The following is a 25,687-nucleotide window of genomic DNA, read 5'->3' as shown; positions in this document are numbered from 1 at the left end:
ATTTTTAGGAAAAAACTGTGCAGGCATACTCAGGCGGTAATGCTGTTAACGCAGCTGTATATTTCCGGAGGCTAGCTACGGGGATCATGAAAGTGAGTGTATTATATGTATAAATTTAAGCAGCAGTATCCTATTTATGTACAATTGCGTGATATTTTGAGAGATCAAATAGAAAATGGTGTGTATTTGCCTGGAACAGCAATCCCATCTGAAAAAGAACTGAGTGAGAAATATGGTGTCAACCGACTGACTGTTCGAACAGCAATTGAACAGTTGATGAAGGAAGGGGTTGTCAAACCAATTCAAGGTAAGGGTGTTTATGTGATGGGAGAGCGAATGAACAGAGATCTTGACACACTGTCTGGTTTTTCTCGCACCATTCTTGAAAAAAATAGTAAACCCAGGATTCATGTTCTTAATAAAAAACTTCGAAACGCAGGGTTAAAATTCAGTAAAATTTTTGAAATGGACGAAGAGGATGAAATTCATTACATCAAAAGGGTGTGTTTTGCTGATGAGGAACCAATGTCCATTGATGAAATCTTTGTTCCCAAAGTGATTTTGCCTAATTTGAATGAGCTTAATGTATCTGATTTTTCCATTTACGATCTCTATGATTTCTACCATATAAATGTAACAAATGCTCATCAAACTCTTGATATTGTCACATTGGATCAAAATGAATCCAGACTGCTTAACATCGATACTTCACAGGCTGTATATTTGTTTACAAGCATTACTTATGCAGATGAGAAGATTCCAATTGAATATGCAAAAACTTATGTCCGTGCGGATCTCTGTCAATTTACTGTTAAGTTTAGTAACTAAAAGAATGTCGTATATGTTTTTATGAAATGAAAACTTAGACCTTTCTGAAAGCGATTACAATAGCGGGTTATTCGAGTAACGAAAACATTGGGGAAAAGGGACAAAAATACTCTTTGATGTCAGAAATTTGGCAATATTTCTCTCTAAGGGGGTGAGACCATCTAGAAAAACTCTTATTTGAGGGTTGGAAAAAATGTTTATTTGAAAGCTATTCCATAACACATTGTTGGGATTGACCGTGTGGTTGTCGAGACTCTAGTTTAACTTAAGGAGGAGTTCTTAATGAAGGTTGCTGTTTTAGGTTCGGGACTGATGGGCAAAGAGGTAGCACGGGATTTAGTGAATAGCCCAAATGTTCAAGAAGTGGTCTTGGCGGATGTTGATCTAGACAAGGCTGAAAGCGTATGCAGTCACCTAGATAGTAATAAATTAAAAGCTGCCTATGTAAATGCTTCAGACGGGGAGCAATTGGGTGATTTTATGAAGGGGTTTGATGTAGTTGTCAATGCCTTATACCTGACCTTCAGTGAATTTGTGGCAAAGAACGCAATAAGGGTTGGAGTCAATATTGTTGACTTAGGATGTTCAAATATTGAAAGAACCCTTTCCCTTGATGAGGAAGCAAAAAGGGCAGGCATTACCTACATATCCGAGCTTGGTGTTGCACCGGGTATGGTAAATATCTTGGCTGGATATGGAGCCAGTAAATTGGATACGGTAGAATCGATTGAACTTTTTGTCGGAGGTATACCACTTAAACCTGAACCGCCTTTTGAATATAATGAGGTTTTCACCATGCGAGGGGTTTTCCAGGAATACACTAAGCCATCAACCATAATACGTGATGGGAAGGTAGTACAGGTTCCCTCTTTATCAGGTATTGAAAAAGTGCATTTTGAAAAATTTGGTCCACTTGAAGCCTTTTACACTCCTGGGACGTCTACCTTGCCATTAACCTTTCCAGATGTAAAACATCTGAGTTATAAAACGATTCGGTATCCGGGGCATGCTGAGAAGTTTCAACTATTAGTGGATCTAAACTTAACACGTGAGGATTATGAAATTGAATATAAAGGCCAGAAAATAAATCCATCGGAAGTACTATTAAAGGTATTAGAACCAATCGTTGATCTTCGCGACAAAGAGGATGTCTGTTTATTGAGAGTACGCGTAGGGGGTGTATTAAACAATAACGATGCGGTAGCTGAATACGAAATGGTCACCTATTTTGACAGAAAAAATAAAGTCACGGCAATGGCACGTTCAACAGCTTACAGTATCTCGGTTGTCGCACAAATGATTGGAAATGGCTTAATTGATAAACCAGGTGTTTTTGCACCAGAACAAATCGTTCCAGGGGATGTTTTTATGAAAGAAATGGAAAAACGCGGGGTTGTCATTAAAGAGAAAGAACCTGAAATTACTAATAATCTTGTAAAAAACTAATTTAAAACATACACAGCTTCATCTAAATACTGGACATAAGACTGCTGGGAATTATTCATTTACGGGCATGATCACTTAAGAAGTTAATCGTGTCCGTAATACGAAATGGATTAAAATACGCGTTTAAAAATTAAATTAATAGGTGAGGGGAAATGCGTAATGGTAAAACCAGCTCAGTCACTTCCATCAGAAGAAACATCTTCCACAGGGCAGCTTAAGAAAGGACTTAAGTCACGTCATATGGTGATGATCTCCATTGGCGGGGCAATTGGAACAGGCTTATTTCTGGCAAGTGGTGCAACGATTCATACGGCAGGTCCGGGTGGAGCACTCTTGGCGTATCTTATTATAGGTGCCATGATCTATTTCGTTATGACATCATTAGGAGAACTGGCAGCATTTATGCCAACGAGTGGTTCTTATAGTACGTATGCAACACGCTTTGTGGACCCTTCTCTAGGCTTCGGTTTGGGGTGGATCGCTTGGTATGGTGCAGCAATAACCTTGCCAGCAGAGCTTTCCGCGGCAACACTTATTATGAAATTTTGGTTTCCACACAGCCCATCAATATTGTGGAGTGCATTATTTCTTTTACTTATCTTTTTAATCAATTATCTTTCTGTTAAAGGTTTCGGCGAAAGCGAGTATTGGTTTTCCATCATTAAGGTAGGGACAGTTATTATTTTCATTGTTATCGGTCTTCTAATGATTTTAGGCATAATGGGTGGTGAAGCGGTAGGTTTTAAAAATTTTACAGTCGGTGATGCACCGTTTCATGGGGGCTTTCTGGCAATTTTCGGTGTTTTTGTGGTGGCTGCCTATTCTTTTCAAGGAACAGAAATAGTAGGAAACTCTGCAGGGGAGAGTGAGAACCCAAGAAGAGATGTTCCAAAAGCGATTCGAAGTATATTTTGGCGAATTCTATTATTCTACGTACTTGCAATCGCAGTAATTGGCTTACTTATTCCATATACCAGTGATCGATTACTTAGTGAAGACGTCTTGGTAAGTCCGTTTACTCTTGTTTTCGAAAAGGCTGGTTTGGCCATTGCGGCATCAGTTATGAATGCAGTTATACTAACTTCCGTTTTATCCGCTGGAAATTCATTTCTTTATGTTGGTACTCGTATGCTCTTTGCATTAGCGAAATTAAAGCAAGCACCTAGATTTTTAGCGAAAGTGGATCGACGTGGTGTACCGATTTGGTCACTTCTTGTCACGACCCTTTTTGGCGTATTGGTATTTTTCTCGTCAACATTTGGAGATGGGAAGGTTTATTACTGGTTGCTAAATGCATCTGCCATTTCAGGATTCATCGTCTGGATTTTTATTGGAGTTTGCCATTATCGCTTTCGGAAAGCATATATCGCAAAGGGCTATTCACTCGACGCATTACCTTACCGGGCAAGATGGTTTCCCTTGGGCCCGATATATACCATCGTTATATGTGCTATAGTCGTTTTGGGACAAAATTATGAGTCCATTCTTTCTGGACATATTGATTGGGTGGGCATGCTGGCTACGTATCTTAGTGTTCCGTTATTTCTTCTAGCTTGGTTTATTTATAAATTTGTGAAGAAAACAAAGTTCATTCCACTTGATAAAATAGAATTAGAAGAAAAGTAAACACGAAACCACTTAGGTTCTATTGTACCATCTTCTCTCGGGAAGGATGTAGAGCACAGCATAGCTTTTGATGTAACCTCCTGGGAGAAGAGATTAATCATTCACCGTTGTTAAAACATGGAGGAATACGGATTGAGACAGTTTAAATGGTCATTGTATACGACATATTTTCTTTGTGGTCACGCCCTTGTTGTATTTGGATCGGTTATGCCGCAAATAATAGAACACTATCACCTATCATATACAGAAGGCGGCTTTTTTGTTTTCCTTGGAACTGGTGGTTTCTTGCTTGGGGTTGTCTTTTCATCATTTCTGACAAAACATTATGCTTATAAAAAAGTAATCTCTGTAGCCTCCGTTTTTCTTGCGATTGTACAATGTCTGATGGTGCTCGTTCCACCAATTGGTGTAGTCTATTTATTGAACCTTCTTAATGGAGTTTTGCTTTCCATTCTACAAATCATCGTAGCTACTATTATAATGGATGTATTTGTCGGTAAACGAGCAGTGATGATGAGTCGTACAGAGGTTTCATTTGGACTAGGGGCATTGTGTATGCCCATTATTTCTAGTATTCTAATAGCCATAGCCGAATGGAGGTATTCATTTCTTGTACCTAGTATTCTAGGTATTTTAGTGGCGTCTATTTGGCAAAGTGTTTCCGTTCCTTTGATAGATAGAGAGCGAATAGAGTACCTTGAAGCGCAGAATGCCCCACCACGAATCATGACTAGTCAGTTGAAATGGATCTTATTGTGTCTATTTTTATTAATGATTTTCATCTACGATGGCATTGAAACCAGTCTAAACAATTTTCTTCCATCCATTTTTATAAACTACTCTAAAGTAGGTGTATCTTATGCCACATTAAGTGTTAGTATATTTTGGCTGGCAATGGTGATTGGCAGAGCTTTAACAGGGTGGATAGTGAAGAAAGTGACATATCATCGTTTTCTATTATGGAGCATTGTTGGAACGATTTGTTTTTTTGGCTGCTTTACCTTATGGAGAAGTATCATTATTTGTTACGCAATCCTATTTTTAATAGGTCTGACCATGTCTGGTATCTATTCCGTTACCATGGTTTTTGCCAATCATACCTTTCCAGGAATGACAGGCTTTGTAACAAGTTTGGTAACAGGATTTGCTGGTATTGGCAGTGCAGTGTTCCCAGCCTTCTTCGGGTATACAATGGATCACACCAATACTTTTGCATCGTTATGGATTTTAACAAGCTATGCTTGTTTGTTTTTATTATTATTGTTGGTCTTGATATCTTTGCTATTTCGCAAGAAGGAGTCGAAGTGGAAAGAGTTACAGCTACAGAATAATAGCGAATAATTTTTCACTTTTACCAGGAGGTAATTATAGAATGGAAACCATGATGACGAATGTTTATGAGCAGGAACAAACATGTTTGAGGATGTTAAACCAATTCGAACAAGAATTACATGATTTCAAAAATTTCATTAAATCAAGGAAGCCAAAAAATTGGCTTATATTGGCTACAGGTTCTAGTGCAAATGCAATTATAAGCGCAAAATATTACATAGAAAAGATCGCAGGTGTATTTATAGAAATAAAAGAACCATTTAACTTTACGCATTATGAAAAAGTAAATGACTATACAGATTTTGTGCTGGCAGTGTCACAAAGTGGAAAAAGTCATTCAACGATCGAAGCTTTAAAAAAAATTCAGTCTAGTAGTGAAATACCAACTGCAGTCTTAACATCTCGTTTGGATAGTCCAATTACCGATTATGCCGACATGGTCATTGATATTGGATGCGGCATTGAAAAAGTAGGTTTTGTAACAAAAGGATTCACTGCTACCATGTTAAAGTCGATGTTAATGGGTGTAATCGCTGGACGGAAGCTTCATCATATAAATGAAAAAACGACCGAGTTGGAAATTAAAAAGTTTTATGAGATAGTCAATCGAATCCCATCAATTATTAAAAAGACGGAGGATTTTTACAAAAGACACGCCCAAGAGATTCATTCTATTCCGCGTTTTGCAGCAATTGGATACGGGCCTGCCGTAGGAACAGCAAAAGAATGTGAAACAAAATTTACTGAAACCATAAGGGTACCTACACATGGATTTGAGTTAGAAGCATTTATGCATGGCCCTTATCTGGAAATAAATGAAAACTATGGTCTGTTTTTTATTCAAACCGAAAGCATTCTTTCCAAAAGGGCTAAAAAACTTAAAGATTATTTTTCTCGTTATACAGATCATTGTTTTACTATTGAATGTGGGAACAACGAAGAAGAAGAGAAAACACTTTCCCTTGGAACAGATATCGATGAACTCCTTTGCCCACTTGTCATGTCTATTCCATTTCAAATATTAGCCTACAGAATTGCCGCTGGAAGAGGGATTGATTTAAATACGCCCATTTTCCATGACTTTGATCAATTTTTAAAATGTAAAGTTTAAGGTAATTGTGGCAGTAGTTTTGTGTCTGCTTTTACACTACCAAAAACTGTCTTAACATGGTTGTTACCTCAAAATGTTGGTGGTACTCCTTTTTTAAATAAATAGTAAAAGAGTGATTGAGATGATAAGTGGACAAATCATTGATGTACCTGGAATTAAAGTAGGGAATATGCAAGATATGGAGGCATTGACGGGCTGTACGGTAATTTTAACAGAAAAAGGTGCAACTGGGGGTGTAGATGTTCGCGGATCTGCACCAGGAACTAGGGAAACGGATTTATTAAGTCCGATTAATTTAGTCGATAAGGTTCACGGTATTGTGTTGAGCGGGGGGAGTGCCTTCGGTTTAGATACAGCTTCTGGAGTCATGCAATACTTAGAAGAAAGAAATATCGGACATGATACCGGTGTGGCAAAGGTGCCCATTGTGCCAGCTGCTATTCTTTTTGATTTAGCAAACGGAAATCCAAAGATAAGACCAGATAAAAAGATGGGATATGAGGCAGCAAAAATTGCTAGCAGTAAACCATTTCCAACAGGGAATATTGGAGCAGGCTGCGGTGCTACTGTCGGAAAATTCCTTGGTTTTGAACATTGCATGAAAGGCGGACTGGGAACTGCATCGATTCGTTTGAACGAGGAAATCGTTATTGGGGCAGTGGTAGCTGTGAACCCTTTAGGGGAAATCCGCGATCCTTCCAACGGGAAAATAGTAGCAGGTGCATATAGTCGTGAGAAGAATCAGGTTGTAGATTTTATGGATTTTCTCCAACAAAATAAAGAAATGATGATCAAAGCTGGTACAAATACAACCATCGGTGTGATTGCCGTAAATGCAGCACTAACGAAGGCGGAAGCGACGAAGATTTCACAAATGGCTCAGGACGGTTATGCGAGGACGATTTATCCAGCACACACTATGCATGACGGTGATACGATTTTCACTTTAGCTACTGGAAACAAAAAGGTTTCGATTGATTTGCTTGGACCAATGGCCGCAAAAGTAATGGAAAATGCGATATTAAACGCAATTTATAGTACAGAAAGTATTGCTGGGATTCCGGCGCATCGAGAAATTTTTCGAGCATAAACCCTCCAAATGAATAATTGTGTACAAAAAGAAAATTTTTTATGTACATTTTGTGAATTGTTTGTTACAATTTAGAAAACGATGACAGTTTCTTATTGCAACAAAGGGAAAAGGGAGAGGTTATTATGGTTAAAGCGATGATCGGTTTTTACATTATGGTGATTCTTTATTCGGTCTTTGGAACCGCTTATAGTGTAGCAACAGGACATTTTGAGCTTGTAACTCTAAACTTATTTGTTGGTTTAATCGGTGCCGGATTACTTGCACTTGTAAATATGGAAAGAAAAAAATTAAAAAGTACAAATTAGCCGGAAAAAGGAATGTGGATACGTTCCTTTTTTTTGATGTTTCTTCAATAGTTAAGGGGGCCAAATCACATATGATCTGGTCTTTTATTACATTTGGATGCTTAATATGAGTTTGGAGGACTTCAGTACCGTTATATGTGACAAAATAGGTTATTTTCAAATATTTGCGGACAGAGGTTCCGTTATACGGTATAAAAACAGTGAATCCCAAGTGTTTTTTCGTAATTAACGGATCCTGTGTCCGCTAAGCCTATAAATTAGGGGCATTTGTTCAAAATAACGGAATCTGTGTCCGTTTATGACATACGATGATATTTTTTATTTATACAACGATGGCTCGAAATTTTGATTTTTGTCCTATTGAAAGTCATATTATAAATAAGGAATACGATACATTCAGGAGTGGTTATTTACATGAATTCCAACATGCTAGATACTTGTACCAATTTTATTCGAGATGCAAGGAAGATAGTGGTTTTAACAGGAGCAGGGATTAGTACAGAATCTGGAATCAAGGATTTTCGTTCCAGGACCGGAATTTACTCTTTGGCACCTGAATACATTCTTTCCCTTGACTATTTTTATCAGCATCCAATAGAGTTTTATCAATTTGCGGTAGAAAATCTCTATCATCCGAATGCTCTTCCTAATAAAGGGCATGAAATTCTGGCTAAGTGGGAACACGAAGGAAAAATTGCCACGATTATTACTCAGAATATTGATGGCCTCCATCAAAAAGCAGGGAGCAAAAATGTCATTGAATTTCATGGGACGATGAAGACTGCTACATGTTTAAACTGTGGGAAAAAGTATGTCACAGAGGAAATGGTTCGTCGCATAGAAACAATGGAAGATTTTTATGTGTGTAATCACTGTGATTCGAAAGATAAAGAGGATCGATATATTAAACCGGATGTTGTTTTATTTGGGGATACCGGTAATTGGTTTTCAACGAAAGGGATAAATACAATTATTCAATACATGAATGAAGCAGATTTTGTTTTAGTGTTAGGAACAAGTCTACTTGTCGCACCTTTCTCCATCTTTCCGCAATACAGAAAAAAAGGTGTACCTCTATGCATTATTAATAAAGGAGAAACACCATATGATTTTGGAGCGGATACATATGTTATACATGAATCAATAGGAAAGGCGATGACACAAATAGATAATTGGTTAAATAATAGAAAGGAGTATTAATTTTAATATTAGTAAGGGGGATGGGGTGTTGGAGAAGTTGATAAAAGAAATCCAAGCATTTATGAATACTACAGGTGGAACATGGGGAATTTATCTGGAGGATCTGGATAAGAATGAAACTTGGTCATGGAATGAAAATGAAGTATTCTATGCAGCTAGTATTATTAAGGTACCGATCATGGCTGCCGTTTTTTCGGCATTTGATGAGGGGCTTTTTAAATTAAGCGATACGATTGTCTTAAAAAGGGAAGAATTAGTTGAAGGCGGTGTTCTTCAACATTTGACACCTGGAATCCGTCTTACCATCTATGATTATCTCACGCTCATGATTATTCAAAGTGATAATACGGCTACGAATGTATTAATAGACTTAGTTGGAGTTGAAAAAATACAAGAAATGATGGCGGAGATTGGAATGAGGAATAGTTGCTTTTACAATAAGCTTAATACTGTTCCAGTTAAAACAAATGGGAGAAATATGATCACAGCAAGGGATATGGCGGTCCTTCTCAAAAAGTTAACTTCAGGTATGATCATTTCCCAATATGCATGCGAACAAATGATTGACATTATGAAAAAACAACAGTTCCGTGACTGTTTACCTTACAAATTTCCTGAAATCAAATCTAATATTATCGGAACGAAGCAGGAATGGGAATTTGCGAATAAAACTGGCTGGGTAACAGGTATTCGTCATGATATCGGGGTTTTATATGTCGGCAGGCGAACGATGAATATAGTTGTACTTTCAAAGGATGTAGAGGATAAGCTTGCTAAACAAACAATGGCTCAAATCGGAGAGTGCATTTTTAATTATTTAAAAGAGTGATTGCTGAGTATAAAAAGGCACCTGAATAAACCATCCTATTCATTGGAGGTGAATAGAATGGAAAAAGGAAATTCTTTTGAGTATACAGGCGAGGTGTTAGATCAAAGAAATGATCTTACTGGTCCTGATGACTCGAACAAAGCATCATATCCAAAAAGACCGAAAAATGTTTCCATACAGGGATCAAAAGAAAAAAAGGGGAAGTGAACGATTGTAATTAGTAAATTCGGACTGTCATTTTGACAGTCTTTTTCAATTAATTTTTTTCAATCGTTGTCCAGTCAATATTTGTACTTATAGAGATATCAAAAGGACATTTCAAAGAAAAAGAAAGTCAAAAGGATTCTTCTCGGATGAATCAATATTTCATGTCTATTTTGCATTAATTCGGTTTGTTCCTATTGTATACAATCCCAAGCAAATAAGTTGGTTTTATGATTGCCAATTGTTACTATAGTATTAATCTACAATTTGAAAGGAAAATAGAGGATGACAAATATTCATATACCTGTATCCGTATTAAATTTAGCTCCAATCCGAGAAGGGCAGACTACAAAAGAGGCAATTGACTCTATGGTAGACCTTGCTCAAGCAGTGGAAAAGATGGGGTATACACGATACTGGATTGCAGAACATCATAATACATCAACGCTTGTCAGTTCAGCGACATCGATTTTAATAAAACATACATTAGAACATACCAGCAAAATTAAAGTAGGCTCTGGCGGGGTTATGCTGCCAAATCATTCACCATTAGTTGTGGCAGAGCAATTCGGGACAATGGCTACAATATATCCTGGTCGTGTGGATTTAGGGCTTGGCCGCGCTCCTGGTACAGATATGGAAACAGCAAGTGCTTTAAGACGCTCACAGGTTGATTCCGTGTATACATTTCCTGATGATATTCAATCACTTTTAACTTATTTCGGACCAGAAGAAGAACAGGGCAGTGTAAAAGCTTATCCCGGAGTAGGTACGAATATTCCTATTTATGTATTAGGTTCTTCTACGGATTCCGCTCATTTAGCAGCGCGATTAGGATTGCCATATGTATTTGCGTCCCATTTTGCTCCAAGATATATGGAAGAGGCGATTTCAATTTATCGTATGGAATTTAAGCCGTCGCAATATCTAGATAAACCATATATGATGGTATGCTTAAATGTAATTGCAGCTGAAACAGATGAAGAAGCAAAGAATTTATCCACTACTATGAAACAATTTTTCCTAAATGTCGTAAGAGGATCTAGAATAAAACTGCAACCGCCAGTGGAGACAATGGATTATCTTTGGACGCCGATGGAAGCGGAAATGGCCGAATCTATGTCCAGAATGTCTTTCATGGGGAGCAAAGAGAGTATTCGTCAACAGTTAACGAATTTCCAAAGTTATTTCAACGTAAATGAAATTATGGCAGTTTCGTATATATATGATGCAGATAAACAGAAGCGGTCTTATGAAATATTAAAAGAAGTGGTGGAAGGGAGATAATAAGCATAGTAACATATGCTTTTTTGTATAAAAATAGTTAGGTGGCACCTTTTCGTTCTTGTCTTGTGATCATGTCACGGCAAGAAAGGAGGTGCCTATAATAACAATCTTCGAGGCACTGGTTCTAATGATCGGTTTTGCAACTATTGCACAGGTGAAATTTGAAGGCAGAGAAATCTTCATAAAAAATATGTCTGAGAATGCCTTCCGAATTTTTAAAAGTATTGGATATTAACATAAGGCTAAAGAGATAAAAGAGTGACTCCATTTCTATATACAAAAAAAATAAATAACTCCTCAAAAGCACCATAATATCGGCGGTTTTGGGGAGTTTTTGCTTCTAAAACTGTAAAAGACGGAAAAAAAATCTTACTTCTTCTAATTGTCGTTGGATCTGATTCCGTTATACCAACAGAAACAGCAATTAACGAAGCAGCCACCATAGTAAATTACCCATATCTTTTCACCTCCCCTCGAAATTAATAAGGTGTAACAATTTAAATTATTCTATAACATACCTTACAATCCTCCTATTTTTTAGAAAATTTTAAACTCAATCATTTTTTGTGTTTAAAAAGTCAAGAAATAAAGTGTATTTTAACCCCGTCTTAAATTTAGAATGAGGTTAAGCATAATTTACACTACACTTAAATCCTATCAAGATCCTTAAATGGTAGGAGAGTACAGAGCTATGAGAAAGCTAAATGAAAATCAAGTCGAAACAAATGCTTATTTCAGCGATTCGAAAATCCAATTATGCAACGTTGAAATGTTTTAAAGTGTATAAAAAAGACCCTATATAAAGGGGACAGACTCATAGATATTTATTGAATTTATTATTAAGTTGAATGTTGGGGTTCTCTTTTCGTAACTCACTTATAAATGCTTGTAGGTCTATAGGGGAAATTTGAATTGACCCATACTTTCCGTAATATATTTCAATGCGATTAAAGGAAAGGGATGGTGCGGTAAAGATATTTTTTGTTTTCCGTATTGATGTGATTTCTTTTATATCAATAGACTTTTTAAATGGTCCAAATGATACTTTAAGGTTATTGTTTTCTATTTTATAACAAGTGTTGAACCAAATCATTCCCAAAAAGTAAATTAATACAACCATTGCGATGATGCCCAATAAATCAAGTTGAACAAATATTGAACGATATAAAACCCACAGAAAAAATACAATTGTAGTCCAAACCACAATTCCCATCCATACATCTTTCCTTGATGGAAACACCATTGTATCACCTCCATAATTCTTATACGGACAACACCCATAATTGGTTTCAGAAGTAATAGATTTTGAGAATTTTCATATATTTAGTTGCAGTTTTTTCCCTAAAACAAAACCATTAATTTATTAAAATCCTTCCCTTCCTAGGAGTTCATTAAATTGATTTTAAAAAGAGCGATAGGTATATTAAAATTTGTACAATAAAAATATTCTTTTTTAATTGAGAGAAATAAAAAAATATTTTTAATAGGAGTGAAGGGTGTTGAATCAATTCATCGACTTAATCCAAAATCATCGTTCTATCCGTCATTTTGAGGATCGCCGTTTAACGGATGAACAAATAAAGGCTATTGTGGAAAGTGCTCAATCTGCAGCAACCTCAAGCTTTGTTCAAGCCTATACGATTATTGGGGTAAAGGATAAAGAGAAAAAGAAGAAGCTTGCTGAATGCTCTGGTAATCAGCATGTTGAAAATAATGGACATCTCCTAGTTTTTTGTGCGGATCTTCACCGTCATGAACTTATTGCGGAAATGGAAAAAGTGGATATTTATCCAGCATTAGAAACAACTGAAACCTTTATGGTTGCGATCATCGATGCTGCTTTAGCTGCGCAAAATGCCGCATTGGCAGCAGAAGCATTAGGACTAGGAATCTGCTATATCGGGGGACTTCGCAACAACCTGGAAGAAGTATCAAAAGTACTTAATATTCCAAAGTTCGTCATCCCGTTGTTTGGGATGACAATTGGCTATCCATTGAATCAATCATCACAAAAACCGCGGTTGCCATTTGAACATATTTATCATGAGGATGAATATCAATCTGACGCTGCTGTATTGAAAAAACAACTAGAGGATTATAATAAAACGATTCAGCAATATTATATGGAGCGAACAAATGGAAAAAGGGATGATACGTGGACTTCTCAAATGGCAGTGAAATTTAAAGTGCCTACTAGAACTTATATGAAAGATTTCGTTGAAAAGCAGGGCTTTAATAAAAAATAAAGGTTGTCAGGCACTATCCATTTTGGTGCCTGACACTCTATTTTTTTCCCGACCTAAAAATGGAGAATAGTAACCATAATAACATTAAAACAGCTATAGTAAAGCCAATTTCTTGTGCTGGGATATTCCATAACAGCGTCGATTGGTTACTTAATGCAGATCCAATTATAAGTCCAACCATAATGATACTAAAAGAAAGTAAAATAATACTGAATGACAAGCGGCTGCTGATTCGGTCCAGCTTTTTTAAAAACTGCTCAAGCTCGGGAACCGTAATCTCCATTCGTAATTTACCTTTTTTGATTGTGGAGGTTAATTCTTGAATATGCTTTGGTAATTGGGAAAGGATTTCTCCATATTCAAATAAATAACTAGCCGCATTTTCCGCTACCTTTTTCGGGTGAAGTCGCTCCTTAAGAAGTTTGCGCCCGAATGGTTCGGCTATATTCATAATACTGAGCTCAGGATCCAGCATTTCCACCGTACCTTCCATTGTAAGCAGCGTTTTCCCTAATAAAGTCAGATCCGCAGGAATCTGAATATGATGTTTAAATGCAATGGAAAAAAGATCGTTTATGGACTCTCCAAGGCTTACCTGACTTAAAGGGACATCCAAATATTTTTCTTTTAACTCATCTACATCCTTCGTTAATTTCTGCATATCGATATCATCTGGAATTAACCCCATCTTGGTGATTGCTTTTATCACACCATTTGTATTTTTGCGCATCATCGCAATAATGAGGGCGGCAATATAGGTTTTCATTTCTAAGGTGAGGCGTCCGACCATACCAAAATCCAAAAATACAATGACTTCTCCGGGCCCGGCCAATATATTACCAGGGTGGGGATCACCATGGAAAAATCCTTCTATAAGAATTTGCTGGAAGATGGAGTGGACAAATCGTTCCGCTAGGATTTTGCGATTATATCCTAATTCATCCAGCTTCCGCATATCATTTAGCTTAATGCCTTCTGCAAATTCCAACGTCAATATTTTTTGAGTGGATAAATCCCAGTATACATTTGGAATATGGATGTTTGAGTCTTTTTCAAATTGTTTCGAAACTCTCTCTGTGTTACGAGCCTCAATCGTGTAGTTCAATTCCTCTCGAAGTGATTTTGAGAACTCTTCCACAATTTCAGGAAGCTGATATCGTGAAGCCCATTCTAATCGTTGTGAAGCTAACTGTACCAAGTCCTGCAAAATTTCTAAGTCCGTTTGGATTATTTTACTAATATTAGGCCGTTGGATTTTGACTGCTACACGTTCATTCGACTTCAATACTGCAAAATGAACTTGTCCGATGGAAGCAGCTGCAATGGGAACTTCCTGGAATTCTTTAAACAAAGTGTCGATTGTACTGCCGAGTTCCTCTTGGACAATGCGCTCCACTTCTTCAAATGGAAAGGGTGGGACATGATCCTGTAATTTTTCCAGCTCTTTAAGAATTTCTTCAGGTATTATATCTGGCCGGGTACTAGCAATCTGCCCCATTTTAATAAACGTTGGGCCTAATTCCTCCAATATTAGTCGGACACGTTCCCCGATGGACTTGGAATTCATCTGCTGATGACCATCTATAAATAAGCGTTTCGGTAAGGCAAGTACTTCAAAAAGCCCTAGATCCTTGACAAGAAAACCGAAACCATTGCGGGTAAAGGCAGCAACAATATCTCGGTAACGCCCGAGGTGACGAACTCTTTTTTCTAAAATAGGAATTCACTCCTTTATCGCAGGCAACCATTGTATTACTATTATTCGGCCGGGTTTATTTTTTGGTCAATCTGGTCTATGCGCTGTTCCAATCGCCTGATATCCTCTTTGGTTGCTACATTTAATTTTGCCACCAGTTCTTGCGCTTTTTTCGTAATCAATTGATCTAGCTGCATTTGTGTTTCTATACCCTTTTGAAATAGTTTTTCAACAAATTCTACTGACTCGTCCCTGCTTAGTTCTCCTTTTTTTACCATCTCATCTACGAGTTTCTGTGCCTGTTCTTTGCTTGTTATCGCTAGCCCCAACCCTAATGTTACACCTTTGTTAAGTATTTTTTTCAATGTTCATAGCCCCCTTATATATTTTATTTCCGCAACGAACTTGTATATAACCGGATAAAATTATTATTTACATGATAAAGGACTCAATACATTTATTAAATCAAGCTCGTTAAGGGGAATCATTCCTTCTTAAGTTTTATTTAAGTGTAAAATAGTATATTTTATTTATCCGATTGATCACCGAAGGATTCAGTTGACTTCGCATGATCATCAACCTCAAATCACAATTAGTAGAAGAGAGGGGATTTCGATGAAGAAAAGACTTGATTGGTTAGATGCTGGAAAAGGATTGGGGATGCTCCTTGTTATGATGGGGCATGCGGACATTCCGGAATATCTTAAAACGTATATTTATACCTTCCATATGCCACTGTTTTTCTTTTTATCAGGTTATTTATTCAAAATAGAAAAATACCCTAATTTAAAGGTGTTTTTAATAAAAAGGACAAAATCATTAGTCCTTCCATATCTTTGTTTCTCATTGGTAGCTTACTTATGGTTTTTAGTTGTCTATTATTATGGAAAAGTAGATTATCATGATAATTTATTCACTCCATTGATTGGAACTTTTATCGATATAAGAAAATCGAATTGGACAGTTCATAGCGGTGCGTTATGGTTTGTAGCTTGTTTATTTTGCACCGAATTATTCTTTTATTTGATTTCAAAAATTGGGCGAACAAATAAGAAGATAAGCTTCTTGTTAATTTTATTATCTGTTATCGGATGTATTTACAATAAAATGGGCGGACAACCATTGCCTTGGAGTATCGATGTGGCGATGATCAGTGTTGGATTTTATGGTATTGGTTACTTCTATAAGGAATATCGTGAGAAATTAGAGCGGTTTATTAATTTTAAAACATTTATTTTTTTCTTGTTGGTTAATACCGCTGCAGGATATTTCAATTATGTTTTAACTGGAGATAGGGTCGACTTCTACAATAGCAGTTTAGGGAATATCCTATTATTTTACATGGCTGCGTTTTCAGGAATAGGCGCTTTTATGATAGGAATTAAGCGAATAAAGAGAAGTCAGGCACTCCAGTATATCGGAAAAAATTCAATCATCTATTTAGCACTGCATCAGAAGATTATTTTCTTTTTAATCAGTTTAGTGATGCAAAAATATGTGTTAGATAACGTGGATTTAGTCGATATCCCTGTAATAAAAGGATTACTGTATACTTTTACCGCTGCATTTGTCTTAGTGCCTGCTGTATATATTATTAATCACTATTTGCCTTTCATGTTGGGGAAAATAGGCAGGGAGAAGTCGAGGGATGTGCATATGAATATATCCTAAAAGGATTACAAATCATTTGAAGAATTTTTTTCCATATCCTATACTCAAGTTATGTTTGTTTTTTGCAAAGGAGAAGATGACACATGGAATTAATGGATTTAATCAAATCGCGTCGCTCAATCGGTGCTGTAGAGGAAAAAGATGTGCCTGACCAAGTAATCAATGAGTTACTGGAAGCAGCAACTTGGGCACCTAACCATAAAAAGACAGAACCGTGGAAATTTCGGGTTGTAAAAGGGGAAGGCCGTGTAAAATTAGGGAATGAAATGGCCAGAATCATGGAAGAGAAAACGAAGGGGCTAGGTGAAGAAGAGGCGCAGAAAAAGATTGAAAAAGCAAGAAAAGGGCCATTGAGAGCACCTGTAATCATTATCATGGCGGCAAGTCCAACTGGTAAAGTTCCGGAAATAGAAGAAATCGTTGCAGCTGGTTGCGCAATGCAAAACTTATTGCTGCTTGCAACAGAAAAAGGTTTAGCAACCATCGCGAGAACAGGTGATATTGCATACGAACCTGAATTAAATAAATATCTCCATTTAGAGGAAAACGATAAAATTGTAGGACTTGTATATGTTGGCTATCCAAAGCAGGATTTTCATATAAAAGCGGAGCGGGTACCGGCTGAAGAAAAGACGATTTGGTTTAAATAAATAGATGATTGCCCTTTATTTTCGATTGAAAAAAGAGGGCTTTTTTTTTGAAGTTTTTAGTTACTTGAGTAAGTAATCAGAGACAAAAGTTTATACATCCGTCGTACCAGGTTTTCTTTGTACTATAGCTATATTTATAGAAATATTTCTAAATACATTATTTAAGCGACTTGTTCACAAGGCATGTATCTCAGAATCAAATAATCAAATCGTGATGTTTTCTCATCCAGACCTATAAAAAGTACCATCACCAGATAACTCCGAAAGCTTCAAATAAAAATCAAACTACATTAATGCAAAAATAAGCCCCTTATTCTATGATTTTGAACAAGGGGCTTACTGCATTATCCATGAATTTAATCTTCATTTCTAACAAGCAACGCAACACATTCCACATGTACCGTATGCGGAAATAAATCTACCGGTTGCACTGCTTTCAGTGTATAACCAAATGGTTCAAGTTCTTTAATATCCGTAGCAAATGTATCTGGATTACAAGATACATAGACAATACGTTCCGGCTTGGAACGGCCAATTTTTCTCATGACTTTACCACCTGCACCAGAGCGAGGAGGGTCAAGCATTAGCAGTTCAGGGTGACCGAAGCTTTCAAGAACCTGATCAATTCCCATTCTTGCATCTTTTGCTAAAAAGTAGGTGTTGGTAATTTCGTTGTCTTGTGCATTACGTTTCGCAGATTCGATGGAAGTTTCCACAATCTCAATCCCAGCCAGTTCAGCAACTCGGCTTGCAAATGGCAGTGAGAAGGTACCCACACCACAGAATAGGTCTATCATTTTTTCCGTTTTTTTCGGCTGACCCATTTCTAATGCAATTTCTACTAATTTTTGTGCTTGAGTAGGGTTTGTTTGGAAGAATGTATCGAACCAAAGACGATATCGGTATCCAGCCATTTCATCATAAATAAAATCCCGACCTGCCAACACATGACTTTTTTCTGATTGAGTACGGTCCGCCCAATCTGTATTTTCAAGCCACAATAAGCTTTTTACTTGCGAAAATTTCCGTTCAATCCGATCTTTTAAATCTTGAACGGCTTCCTCAAGATCACCGTCAGGAGCTTCCGTAGCAAACAGTGCAAGCATCATTTCACCAGTAGCAAAGGACTGACGTACCATTAAATGGCGGAGTAAACCTTCATGGGCGTCTTTATCATACCCTTTTAATTGATATGCTTTTACCCAGTTCGCTATTTCCATAGCTGCTTCGACCATTTCCTTACCCGCAATTAAACAAGTTTCAAGAGAAATAATTTTCCGGAAGTTACCTTGCTCATGCAAGCCTAATGAACCATCTGGCGCGAAAGTAAATTCCATTTTATTTCGGTATCTCCAAGGATCGTCCATTCCAATCGTTTCACGAACGAGTTTGGGATCAAATCCTTGTGCTTCGACTGCATGTTTAACATGATTTGTTTTTTGTTGCAGCTGTCCAGAATATTGCCAATGCTGCCAAACACAACCGCCACAAAGGTCAAAATGCGGACATGCTGGTTGTAGTCGTTCTGGATGTGCTTCTAGGATTTCGTCTGGCATTGCTTTTCTTCTTCTTCGCTCAGGTTGGTCGACCGTTACACGGACCTTTTCACCTGGCAATGTTTGTGGGATCGTTAGCTTTAATTTTTTTGGATTTCCTAGCTCATTTTCCCGCCAAACCACAGCTTGTCCCGATCCTTTTTCATCCAAATGATTAATTTCTGTGACAAACGTTTTTTCATTAGTAACAGTCAATAAATGTTCCTCCTCTAATTTTTTAATCTATTTGTAAAAGCCTTTCGTTCAGCTTTTTAATCGCTAAATTTTATACATACTTACTTATTATAACGAATCAAAAACTATTTGGAAATAATTCATTTACAGTTGCTATTAGAAAATAACATGTTGAAAGATGAAATCTATCATGCTATGATTATTAACAAATATATTACCTTTAATCTGGTCCTGTGAGGCCAAAAAGGGCGGCAACTTAATGATTACTTTTTTGTATGTTCATGCCCTTTTGTCCTCTTGGATGGAAGGGCATTTATTATTATTTGAACTCTTTTAAATAAAGTCCTGTGAGGCTTGAAAGGAGAAAGAAAAATGAATTATCGCAATAAAACAGTTGTAGCTTCTGTAGCAGGTTTAACACTAGAGGGCATGGATATTATGTTTATCTCTTTTGCCATGTCATTAATCGTTGCAAATTTCCATATTAGTTTAGCGACAGGAGGACTTATTTCTTCCATTACAAATATTGGAATGTTAGTAGGAGGAACGATTTTCGGGATCTTAGCAGATAAATTCGGCAGGGTGAAGATTTTTACGTATACTATCTTTTTGTTCGCTATCGGTACTGCACTAACAGGATTAGCTGCAAATATTGAGCAAGTGTATGTGTTTCGATTTATCGCCGGATTAGGCGCCGGCGGAGAGTACGGAATCGGGATGGCATTAGTGGCGGAAGCTTGGCCAAAGAATAAGCAGGGGAGAGCATCCTCTTATGTTAGTATCGGAGCGCAGTTCGGAGTTATACTTGCTGCACTTCTTAGTGCGATGATCCTCCCAATGTTTGGGTGGAGAGGGTTGTTTTTTGTCGGAATAATCCCGGTAATCTTTGCCTTTATCGTAAGAAGAAACTTGAATGAATCACCGGAATGGTTAGCGGTACAAAAGGAAAAGCCAGCGGTGAAAAAACAAGGGAAATTGATTCAATTATTTAATTCTCCAAGAACTGCTTTTACAACAATCACTTTAGCGATTATGGCTACTGTGCAGATTGCTGGTTATAACGGCTTAATGATTTGGCTGCCATCTATGCTGCAAAAATCACAAGGTCTATCCGTTTCAAGCTCAGCACTATGGACAATCAGTACAGCTGTTGGAATGATTGCGGGGATGCTGACATTTGGTCAAATCATTGACCGAATCGGGTTAAAGCTTTCCTATGGAATCTTCCTTCTTGCCTCTGCTGCCGCCGTTTTCATGTATTCTTTTGCAAGTGGAAGTGTAGGAATCCTAATTGGCGGTGCAATCGTAGGTTTCTTTTCAAATGGAATGTTTGCAGGATACGGTGCTCTTATTAGTAGATATTATCATGTAGATATACGAAGCACTGCGACAAACTCCATCTTTAACTTCGGTAGAGCGCTTGGTGGGTTTTCACCAATTTTGGTAGGGTATATCTTACAACATGCAAATATGTCCGTTGCGATGACTTATCTTGCAGCCCTTTATTGTCTATCTTTCGCAGTTATGCTTAGTCTTAAAAAAGGAAAATCGAAGAGCAGTGAAAATGAAACTGTTAGCGGTATTGTTTCAGAAGCTGTTTGATATTAAATGTAGTCTCTCTTTCGAATAAGGGAGGCTATATTTTTTATTTCTTATGTATAATGGTAGTATCTGTTCGAGTTTAGGGGTGGACAAAAATGCACAAAGTCAATAATATTCTTGAAGAGATTGAAATCTGCCCGCTTTGCGGCAACAGCAATCAATGCTGTAATTCAAAAAATTCAAGTTCCAAAAAATGCTGGTGTACAGAAGAAACTTTTCCAAACGCGATATTTGATCTTGTTCCTCCAGAACAAAGGAGGAAGACGTGTATTTGTAAAAGTTGTTTGGAAAAGTATAAGCTTGAGGGTGCAAGGTGAAAAATAAGATAAATGTCTTTTATCAGTTTTAAAAAAAAGAGAATGAAAGTGTCATTTTATAAGGTTTGTTAAGAACGGTCTAGGTAAAAAGTAAAAGTGAAGTGACTTTAATAAAGCTTCTAAAGGACATTCTGCGTCAAAATGCTAAAGCAATTGTCCTTTAGAAGGTCTCTAAAGGACAATCGGATAAAAAATATTCAAATGAAAAGGAAAACCACATAAAACATCAAGAAGTAACTCAATCCGAAACATGAGCCAATTTTTCCGAAACCCGAATTTTACTCCACATCAATAACCACGCAACAAGCATCAATAAAACGAATCCCGCACAAAGGAAAATTACCTTCGCATCGACCTTATCAAATAATGTGCCAAAAATCAGTGATCCAATCGGTCCCATTCCAACAGATAGTGTTTCAATAATACCAAACACTCGGCCGCGGTATTCATCATCGATGGAACGTTGAATGACTACTCCCATCGGTGTGTTTGCACCGACACTCAGTGCGGAAAATAAAAACATCACAGCCATATAAAAAATAAAGGAATAGAAACCGTTAAATGCTAAAAATAAAGGTAAAGAAATGAAAGCAAGCATTCCGCACATACTAAACGAGGAGCGCCTCACAAAAGTAAGAGGGTTTTTTAAATCATTATGTAGAGATAAATATAAGGAAGCAATTAGCATTCCCATTGCGCCTGCTCCTTCGATAAAGCCTACTTGTGATGAAGGAATCGAGAGCTTTTGAACTAGGACGAATACCAGACCGACACTTACGGCCGAAGAAAAAAAATTAATCCAAAGTGTTGTCATCAATAAGGTTTGAACAAATGGCTTTGTCCGTAAATAACGAAATCCTTCCTTCATGCTTTGCGTAACCGATTCTTGTTTCTTTTTCACTCTCACTTCAAATAATTCGAAATCCATCGTTGCTTCCAAGCAAAGGGCAATAAAGTAAGCAATCATCATAGAAATTAAAAAAACTTTCATCGAAACAAAGCCGAACATCATCCCGCCGATTGCTGGTCCGCCGATTCCGCCAATGGAATAGGATACTTGGTTAAAGGACAATGCCTTTTGCAAACGTTCTTTCCCCACTAAATTCGGGATGGAGCTCGAAAATGCAACACCATTAAAAGCACCAATGATGGAAAATATGGTTGTAATCGTATAGATAGCCGGAACCGACATACCAAAAATCAGTGTATAAACAATTAAAGCAGCTACTGATAATGTTATTCCCGCCATACTCATGACAACAATGCGTTTTTTCGGAAAACGGTCAGCCACATATCCTGCCAATGGTGCAGCAAGTGCACGTGGCAACACATTAAACATAATATTCGTTGCAAAACTTAGAGCTGATCCTGTTGCAGATAGAATATATAGACTAATCCCAAAGTTAAAAACACCAAACCCCAGTGACGTCAACATTTTACTTACAAGAAAGGTATATAGATTCCGCTGTGCCTTCCTAATCTTCTGTCCTTCCAAAACTATTACCTTCTTACTCTATTAATTTAATCTCATAAATATATATAATAAGATGTCGGATTATAATTGTCAAAGTAATCTAAGTATTTTTGGGAGAAACTATAGAAGAACGGAGGGAAAAAATGTTTGATCCTACTGCATACGAAAATATGAAAGTCGTGATAGAAGGCACTGCATATGATTTAGATTTGGAAGGACAAATTAAGGTAGTAGATAGAAAAGACATTGTCGATTTAGCAACCCTTACAAGAAAGTACGAAATAACTTTTTGTTTAAAACAATCTTCCGCTATTTTAGCGAAATTAACACTGGAGGCAAAACTAAACCAATTGGCTGCAGAGATTTTACAAAAAGGAGATCCGAAGCACATTGGTGCATTTGTAAATATTTCGTTTACATGGAATGATACCGGCAAAAAGTACATCGACAGGATTAAAGAACACTGGGGTCCAGAACATAATTATGAAGAAAGAAAAATATATTCCTCTTTAAATGGTGTGAAGGAAGAAATCATCATCAATTTTTCACGTTTAATAACGGAGGATATGATCGACGATCTTGTGGAGATGTTTCATTATTCTGTTCAGACACTTAAAAAATCGATAAATCTAAGCCGTATGTAAGGTTAACGGGTTTACTTTAGACGGTGCTAATATTATAAACTACATTGCGAAACGCACTTAAATTCACAGTGCTTTTTTATTGATTTATCAACATTATGCAAATTTAAATTGCTTACCGTTTCTTCTTTCACTGTGAATTTTTTGTGATTTGGTGCGTGGATTATTGTTGATTTGATTTTAAAGGGTGACTTTTACGGGAACGTAGACACCTTCAGGATTAGTGGGGGAAAGAGACAGACCCCACAGATTTAACAACGAGAAGGCTCCCAGCGACGCATCTAAATGAGGTAACTTGTTTTTTTAGAAACATAAGAACTCATATCCTTAAAGGTTAAAATAAGCGGAGATTTTCCGATTAGACTGCAGAATAGAAGCCGGTTCGGGATATATAAGCGGAAATTTTCCGATTAAGCAAAGCAAAATTATCTATTTTCCCCTTTTTCAAGGCAATAGTCGGAATCTTTCCGTCTATTTAAGCTTTTTTCAGTGCTATTTCCTCATTAGGAGAAAATTTTCCGCTTATTTAGTAACTAATGAACTTGTACAACTTACGGGTGGTTCGTGAAAAAAAGGCTTGGAGATTCCCTTTGAGATTCAGTATGAAAAAGCTCAATATACACATACTTCCAATAGAAGGATTATAAAAATGTGGTTAGGAGTCATGAAAATGCATTGGTATGAGAAGTTGAATCAATATTTTCCAATAGAAGAAATGAAATCAAGAGAACATATGGAAACGCTGCTGGAAGAACGGTCCGATATTTATCATAAAGATGAAGGTCCAAATCATGTGCTAATGTATGCGGAGCTCGAAAATTTTATCTTTATAGATTATCTTTTTGTTTCCAAAAATACACGCGGTCAAGGGCTTGGTCATAAGTTAATCGAAAAAATGAAACAGAAAAGGAAACCAATCATACTAGAAGTGGAGCCGATTAATTATGAAGACAGCGACACTGAAAAGAGACTTCGTTTTTATAAGCGAGAAGGCTTCCATCACGCACAGTCCATTGGCTATAAAAGAAGATCGCTAACAACTAAAGAAATCAATGAGATGGAGATTCTTTACTGGGCTCCTAATGGCGAATCAGAAAAAGACATTTTTGATGCCATGAAAAAAACGTATGATTTAATCCATACCTATAAAGATGCACAGTTTTACGGTGAATCCTACGATCCAGCTAAAGAAGTTTTGACTTTTGATCATGAGTCTGATAATAAAAATATATTAGAAAATCTATGAGAGAATGACACCCTGTTTAAGGGTGTATTTAAATTCCATTTTAAAAAGCTCCTCAAAGTAAAACTCTTCAAGCTTCTTATTCAAAATTGTTCTTTAAGTAGCGGCATTCCTTTAATGAGGGATGCTATTTTCTTTTTGAAAGTAAAGGGTTAGCTGAAGAAGAAACTAATATAAACTTATAGAATTTGTTAATAGATGGTAATAATATGACTCATATAAGCGGTATGATTAGGATTAAAGAATCACGAAACACAATCAACCAAACAATTTAAGACTGATGTAAACGATGAAAAGCTATATACCCCCATAGAAGATCTGCAAAGAATTGAAGCTGGCGAAGTATACAACAGAAATAGTTTTGATACAAGCAAGTTTCCAAAGAGGATTAGATATTTAGGATATTTTTATTTTGTGTTTTGCCCTTATGCTTATTGCAGGGATAATAATAGGCTTAATTTAAAATTAGGTACTGGACCAATTTAGTGAAGTTGAAAAAAGATTTCAGCTTTTGTATAGATAAAAATCTTTAATGGGCTGTTAAAACTCTATGTGAAATAGGAGACGTACTGTTTTCGAACTCTAAGATAAGAACTATTGATTATTTTTATCCGTATTTTTGTTTATTTTTTTTATCAAGTATTCAGTTTGAACTTGACCAATTATTGCAGCAATAATTACGTTTACGATATTAATAATAATGAACCATTTCAAAATCTTTTTTGTTTCATATTTCATTCATACTCACCTTTATTAGCAGTTTTTTTACTAGTATCATCATAAGTAGAACTATTATTCAACAAGTTAATAAAGACTATATACAGGAAAAACTGAGTGTAATGAACTCCGGACTATAAAATGAATAAACGTTCATCGTTTATATTATAAAAAATTGATATAATCAAACAAAAAACCGTCAATTTGATGAATCTCTGTTCAAAATAACGGTTTTTTATTTGTTGTTGTATAGTGAGAAAAGACTACAACTATTCAAAATGATGTATTTTCCCTGATTTTATATTATTTTTTGCACCACCCTTTCAAGAGTTGTTGCTACCCCAAGATAAAATTTTAAAAAATTCAGGATGAATTTGGGGGAGGTTTGCGATAAAATCAATTCAGTAAATTTATATTTTTCGGACGAAGAAGGGAGATA

General features: G+C 36.6%; 23 protein-coding genes. 18 read left to right on the top strand and 5 right to left on the bottom strand.

The window, feature by feature from the left end:
• The first annotated feature begins 105 nt into the window (after nt 1-105).
• From AN964_RS11780 to AN964_RS11735, 11 genes are all read left to right on the top strand, one after another.
• Entirely contained in the window at nt 106-828 is a 723-nt protein-coding gene (locus tag AN964_RS11780) for a GntR family transcriptional regulator (RefSeq protein ID WP_055739863.1), read from the top strand.
• Between the two features lie 282 nt (nt 829-1,110).
• Nucleotides 1,111-2,274 (top strand): saccharopine dehydrogenase family protein, encoded by a 1,164-nt coding sequence (locus AN964_RS11775; protein ID WP_055739862.1) that lies wholly within the window; start codon nt 1,111-1,113, stop codon nt 2,272-2,274.
• A gap of 159 nt (nt 2,275-2,433) precedes the next feature.
• On the top strand, nt 2,434-3,900 hold the full coding sequence (locus AN964_RS11770) for an amino acid permease (RefSeq protein ID WP_055739861.1): 1,467 nt from the start codon (nt 2,434-2,436) through the stop codon (nt 3,898-3,900).
• A gap of 132 nt (nt 3,901-4,032) precedes the next feature.
• Nucleotides 4,033-5,241 carry an MFS transporter gene (locus tag AN964_RS11765; protein ID WP_055739860.1) on the top strand — a complete coding sequence of 403 codons (1,209 nt, stop codon included), beginning with the start codon at nt 4,033-4,035 and terminating at the stop codon, nt 5,239-5,241.
• A gap of 31 nt (nt 5,242-5,272) precedes the next feature.
• On the top strand, nt 5,273-6,343 hold the full coding sequence (locus AN964_RS11760; protein WP_055739859.1) for an SIS domain-containing protein: 1,071 nt from the start codon (nt 5,273-5,275) through the stop codon (nt 6,341-6,343).
• A 121-nt stretch (nt 6,344-6,464) separates the two neighbouring features.
• Nucleotides 6,465-7,433 carry a P1 family peptidase gene (locus tag AN964_RS11755; protein ID WP_055739858.1) on the top strand — a complete coding sequence of 323 codons (969 nt, stop codon included), beginning with the start codon at nt 6,465-6,467 and terminating at the stop codon, nt 7,431-7,433.
• 125 nt (nt 7,434-7,558) lie between these two features.
• A complete protein-coding gene (locus AN964_RS11750) occupies nt 7,559-7,741 on the top strand; it encodes a hypothetical protein (protein WP_055739857.1) in 183 nt (60 codons plus the stop codon).
• Nucleotides 7,742-8,155: 414 nt separating this feature from the next.
• Nucleotides 8,156-8,941 (top strand): NAD-dependent protein deacylase, encoded by a 786-nt coding sequence (locus AN964_RS11745; RefSeq protein ID WP_055739856.1) that lies wholly within the window; start codon nt 8,156-8,158, stop codon nt 8,939-8,941.
• Between the two features lie 25 nt (nt 8,942-8,966).
• Entirely contained in the window at nt 8,967-9,770 is an 804-nt protein-coding gene (locus AN964_RS11740) for a serine hydrolase (RefSeq protein ID WP_437177102.1), read from the top strand.
• A 57-nt stretch (nt 9,771-9,827) separates the two neighbouring features.
• Nucleotides 9,828-9,977, top strand: a complete 150-nt coding sequence (locus tag AN964_RS26350; protein ID WP_161809237.1) for a hypothetical protein — start codon at nt 9,828-9,830, stop codon at nt 9,975-9,977.
• A gap of 282 nt (nt 9,978-10,259) precedes the next feature.
• Complete coding sequence (locus tag AN964_RS11735) at nt 10,260-11,261, top strand: LLM class flavin-dependent oxidoreductase (protein WP_055739855.1); 1,002 nt, start codon at nt 10,260-10,262, stop codon at nt 11,259-11,261.
• An 814-nt stretch (nt 11,262-12,075) separates the two neighbouring features.
• Here AN964_RS11735 and AN964_RS11725 read toward each other — a convergent pair.
• Nucleotides 12,076-12,504, bottom strand: a complete 429-nt coding sequence (locus AN964_RS11725; RefSeq protein WP_055739853.1) for a PH domain-containing protein — start codon at nt 12,502-12,504, stop codon at nt 12,076-12,078.
• Nucleotides 12,505-12,760: 256 nt separating this feature from the next.
• Between AN964_RS11725 and nfsA the strand changes: the two genes are divergently transcribed.
• Nucleotides 12,761-13,507: an oxygen-insensitive NADPH nitroreductase gene (nfsA, locus tag AN964_RS11720; RefSeq protein WP_055739852.1), complete on the top strand. Its 747-nt coding sequence runs from the start codon at nt 12,761-12,763 to the stop codon at nt 13,505-13,507.
• A 37-nt stretch (nt 13,508-13,544) separates the two neighbouring features.
• Here nfsA and AN964_RS11715 read toward each other — a convergent pair whose 3' ends face one another.
• Nucleotides 13,545-15,224 carry an ABC1 kinase family protein gene (locus tag AN964_RS11715; protein WP_055739851.1) on the bottom strand — a complete coding sequence of 560 codons (1,680 nt, stop codon included), beginning with the start codon at nt 15,222-15,224 and terminating at the stop codon, nt 13,545-13,547.
• A gap of 41 nt (nt 15,225-15,265) precedes the next feature.
• Entirely contained in the window at nt 15,266-15,568 is a 303-nt protein-coding gene (locus tag AN964_RS11710; RefSeq protein WP_055739850.1) for a phasin family protein, read from the bottom strand.
• Nucleotides 15,569-15,818: 250 nt separating this feature from the next.
• On the opposite strand from AN964_RS11710, the gene AN964_RS11705 reads away from it, so the two are divergent.
• On the top strand, nt 15,819-16,874 hold the full coding sequence (locus AN964_RS11705) for an acyltransferase family protein (protein WP_055739849.1): 1,056 nt from the start codon (nt 15,819-15,821) through the stop codon (nt 16,872-16,874).
• An 83-nt stretch (nt 16,875-16,957) separates the two neighbouring features.
• Nucleotides 16,958-17,524 carry a nitroreductase family protein gene (locus AN964_RS11700; RefSeq protein ID WP_055739848.1) on the top strand — a complete coding sequence of 189 codons (567 nt, stop codon included), beginning with the start codon at nt 16,958-16,960 and terminating at the stop codon, nt 17,522-17,524.
• A gap of 356 nt (nt 17,525-17,880) precedes the next feature.
• On the opposite strand, the gene rlmD is transcribed toward AN964_RS11700, so the two are convergent.
• Entirely contained in the window at nt 17,881-19,275 is a 1,395-nt protein-coding gene (gene rlmD, locus AN964_RS11695) for a 23S rRNA (uracil(1939)-C(5))-methyltransferase RlmD (RefSeq protein ID WP_055739847.1), read from the bottom strand.
• 351 nt (nt 19,276-19,626) lie between these two features.
• Between rlmD and AN964_RS11690 the strand changes: the two genes are divergently transcribed.
• Both AN964_RS11690 and AN964_RS11685 read left to right on the top strand, forming a co-directional pair.
• On the top strand, nt 19,627-20,856 hold the full coding sequence (locus AN964_RS11690) for an MFS transporter (protein WP_055739846.1): 1,230 nt from the start codon (nt 19,627-19,629) through the stop codon (nt 20,854-20,856).
• A 95-nt stretch (nt 20,857-20,951) separates the two neighbouring features.
• On the top strand, nt 20,952-21,173 hold the full coding sequence (locus AN964_RS11685) for a cysteine-rich CWC family protein (RefSeq protein WP_152982375.1): 222 nt from the start codon (nt 20,952-20,954) through the stop codon (nt 21,171-21,173).
• 238 nt (nt 21,174-21,411) lie between these two features.
• Here the strand turns inward: AN964_RS11685 and AN964_RS11680 are convergent, their stop codons facing one another.
• Nucleotides 21,412-22,668: an MFS transporter gene (locus AN964_RS11680; RefSeq protein ID WP_083489325.1), complete on the bottom strand. Its 1,257-nt coding sequence runs from the start codon at nt 22,666-22,668 to the stop codon at nt 21,412-21,414.
• A gap of 122 nt (nt 22,669-22,790) precedes the next feature.
• Here AN964_RS11680 and AN964_RS11675 point away from each other — a divergent pair, with 122 nt between their 5' ends.
• Both AN964_RS11675 and AN964_RS11670 read left to right on the top strand, forming a co-directional pair.
• Nucleotides 22,791-23,291 (top strand): hypothetical protein, encoded by a 501-nt coding sequence (locus AN964_RS11675; protein WP_055739843.1) that lies wholly within the window; start codon nt 22,791-22,793, stop codon nt 23,289-23,291.
• A gap of 667 nt (nt 23,292-23,958) precedes the next feature.
• Complete coding sequence (locus AN964_RS11670; RefSeq protein ID WP_055739842.1) at nt 23,959-24,534, top strand: GNAT family N-acetyltransferase; 576 nt, start codon at nt 23,959-23,961, stop codon at nt 24,532-24,534.
• Nucleotides 24,535-25,687: the final 1,153 nt, after the last annotated feature.

It is taken from the genome of Heyndrickxia shackletonii (genome assembly GCF_001420715.1).
GTDB classification, from domain to species: Bacteria; Bacillota; Bacilli; order Bacillales; family Bacillaceae_C; genus Margalitia; species Margalitia shackletonii.
The sequence above is the reverse complement of the archived record's forward strand: the minus strand, read 5'-3'. Positions and strand labels throughout refer to the sequence as shown.

What these genes read in the sequence shown, in the direction of transcription:
- AN964_RS11780 (WP_055739863.1), top strand. Translation starts at nt 106, where the DNA reads ATGTATAAATTTAAGCAGCAGTATCCTATTTATGTACAATTGCGTGAT.
- AN964_RS11775 (WP_055739862.1), top strand. Translation starts at nt 1,111, where the DNA reads ATGAAGGTTGCTGTTTTAGGTTCGGGACTGATGGGCAAAGAGGTAGCA.
- AN964_RS11770 (WP_055739861.1), top strand. Translation starts at nt 2,434, where the DNA reads ATGGTAAAACCAGCTCAGTCACTTCCATCAGAAGAAACATCTTCCACA.
- AN964_RS11760 (WP_055739859.1), top strand. Translation starts at nt 5,273, where the DNA reads ATGGAAACCATGATGACGAATGTTTATGAGCAGGAACAAACATGTTTG.
- AN964_RS11755 (WP_055739858.1), top strand. Translation starts at nt 6,465, where the DNA reads ATGATAAGTGGACAAATCATTGATGTACCTGGAATTAAAGTAGGGAAT.
- AN964_RS11750 (WP_055739857.1), top strand. Translation starts at nt 7,559, where the DNA reads ATGGTTAAAGCGATGATCGGTTTTTACATTATGGTGATTCTTTATTCG.
- AN964_RS11745 (WP_055739856.1), top strand. Translation starts at nt 8,156, where the DNA reads ATGAATTCCAACATGCTAGATACTTGTACCAATTTTATTCGAGATGCA.
- AN964_RS26350 (WP_161809237.1), top strand. Translation starts at nt 9,828, where the DNA reads ATGGAAAAAGGAAATTCTTTTGAGTATACAGGCGAGGTGTTAGATCAA.
- AN964_RS11735 (WP_055739855.1), top strand. Translation starts at nt 10,260, where the DNA reads ATGACAAATATTCATATACCTGTATCCGTATTAAATTTAGCTCCAATC.
- AN964_RS11725 (WP_055739853.1), bottom strand. Translation starts at nt 12,504, where the DNA reads ATGGTGTTTCCATCAAGGAAAGATGTATGGATGGGAATTGTGGTTTGG.
- AN964_RS11705 (WP_055739849.1), top strand. Translation starts at nt 15,819, where the DNA reads ATGAAGAAAAGACTTGATTGGTTAGATGCTGGAAAAGGATTGGGGATG.
- AN964_RS11700 (WP_055739848.1), top strand. Translation starts at nt 16,958, where the DNA reads ATGGAATTAATGGATTTAATCAAATCGCGTCGCTCAATCGGTGCTGTA.
- AN964_RS11690 (WP_055739846.1), top strand. Translation starts at nt 19,627, where the DNA reads ATGAATTATCGCAATAAAACAGTTGTAGCTTCTGTAGCAGGTTTAACA.
- AN964_RS11685 (WP_152982375.1), top strand. Translation starts at nt 20,952, where the DNA reads ATGCACAAAGTCAATAATATTCTTGAAGAGATTGAAATCTGCCCGCTT.
- AN964_RS11675 (WP_055739843.1), top strand. Translation starts at nt 22,791, where the DNA reads ATGTTTGATCCTACTGCATACGAAAATATGAAAGTCGTGATAGAAGGC.
- AN964_RS11670 (WP_055739842.1), top strand. Translation starts at nt 23,959, where the DNA reads ATGCATTGGTATGAGAAGTTGAATCAATATTTTCCAATAGAAGAAATG.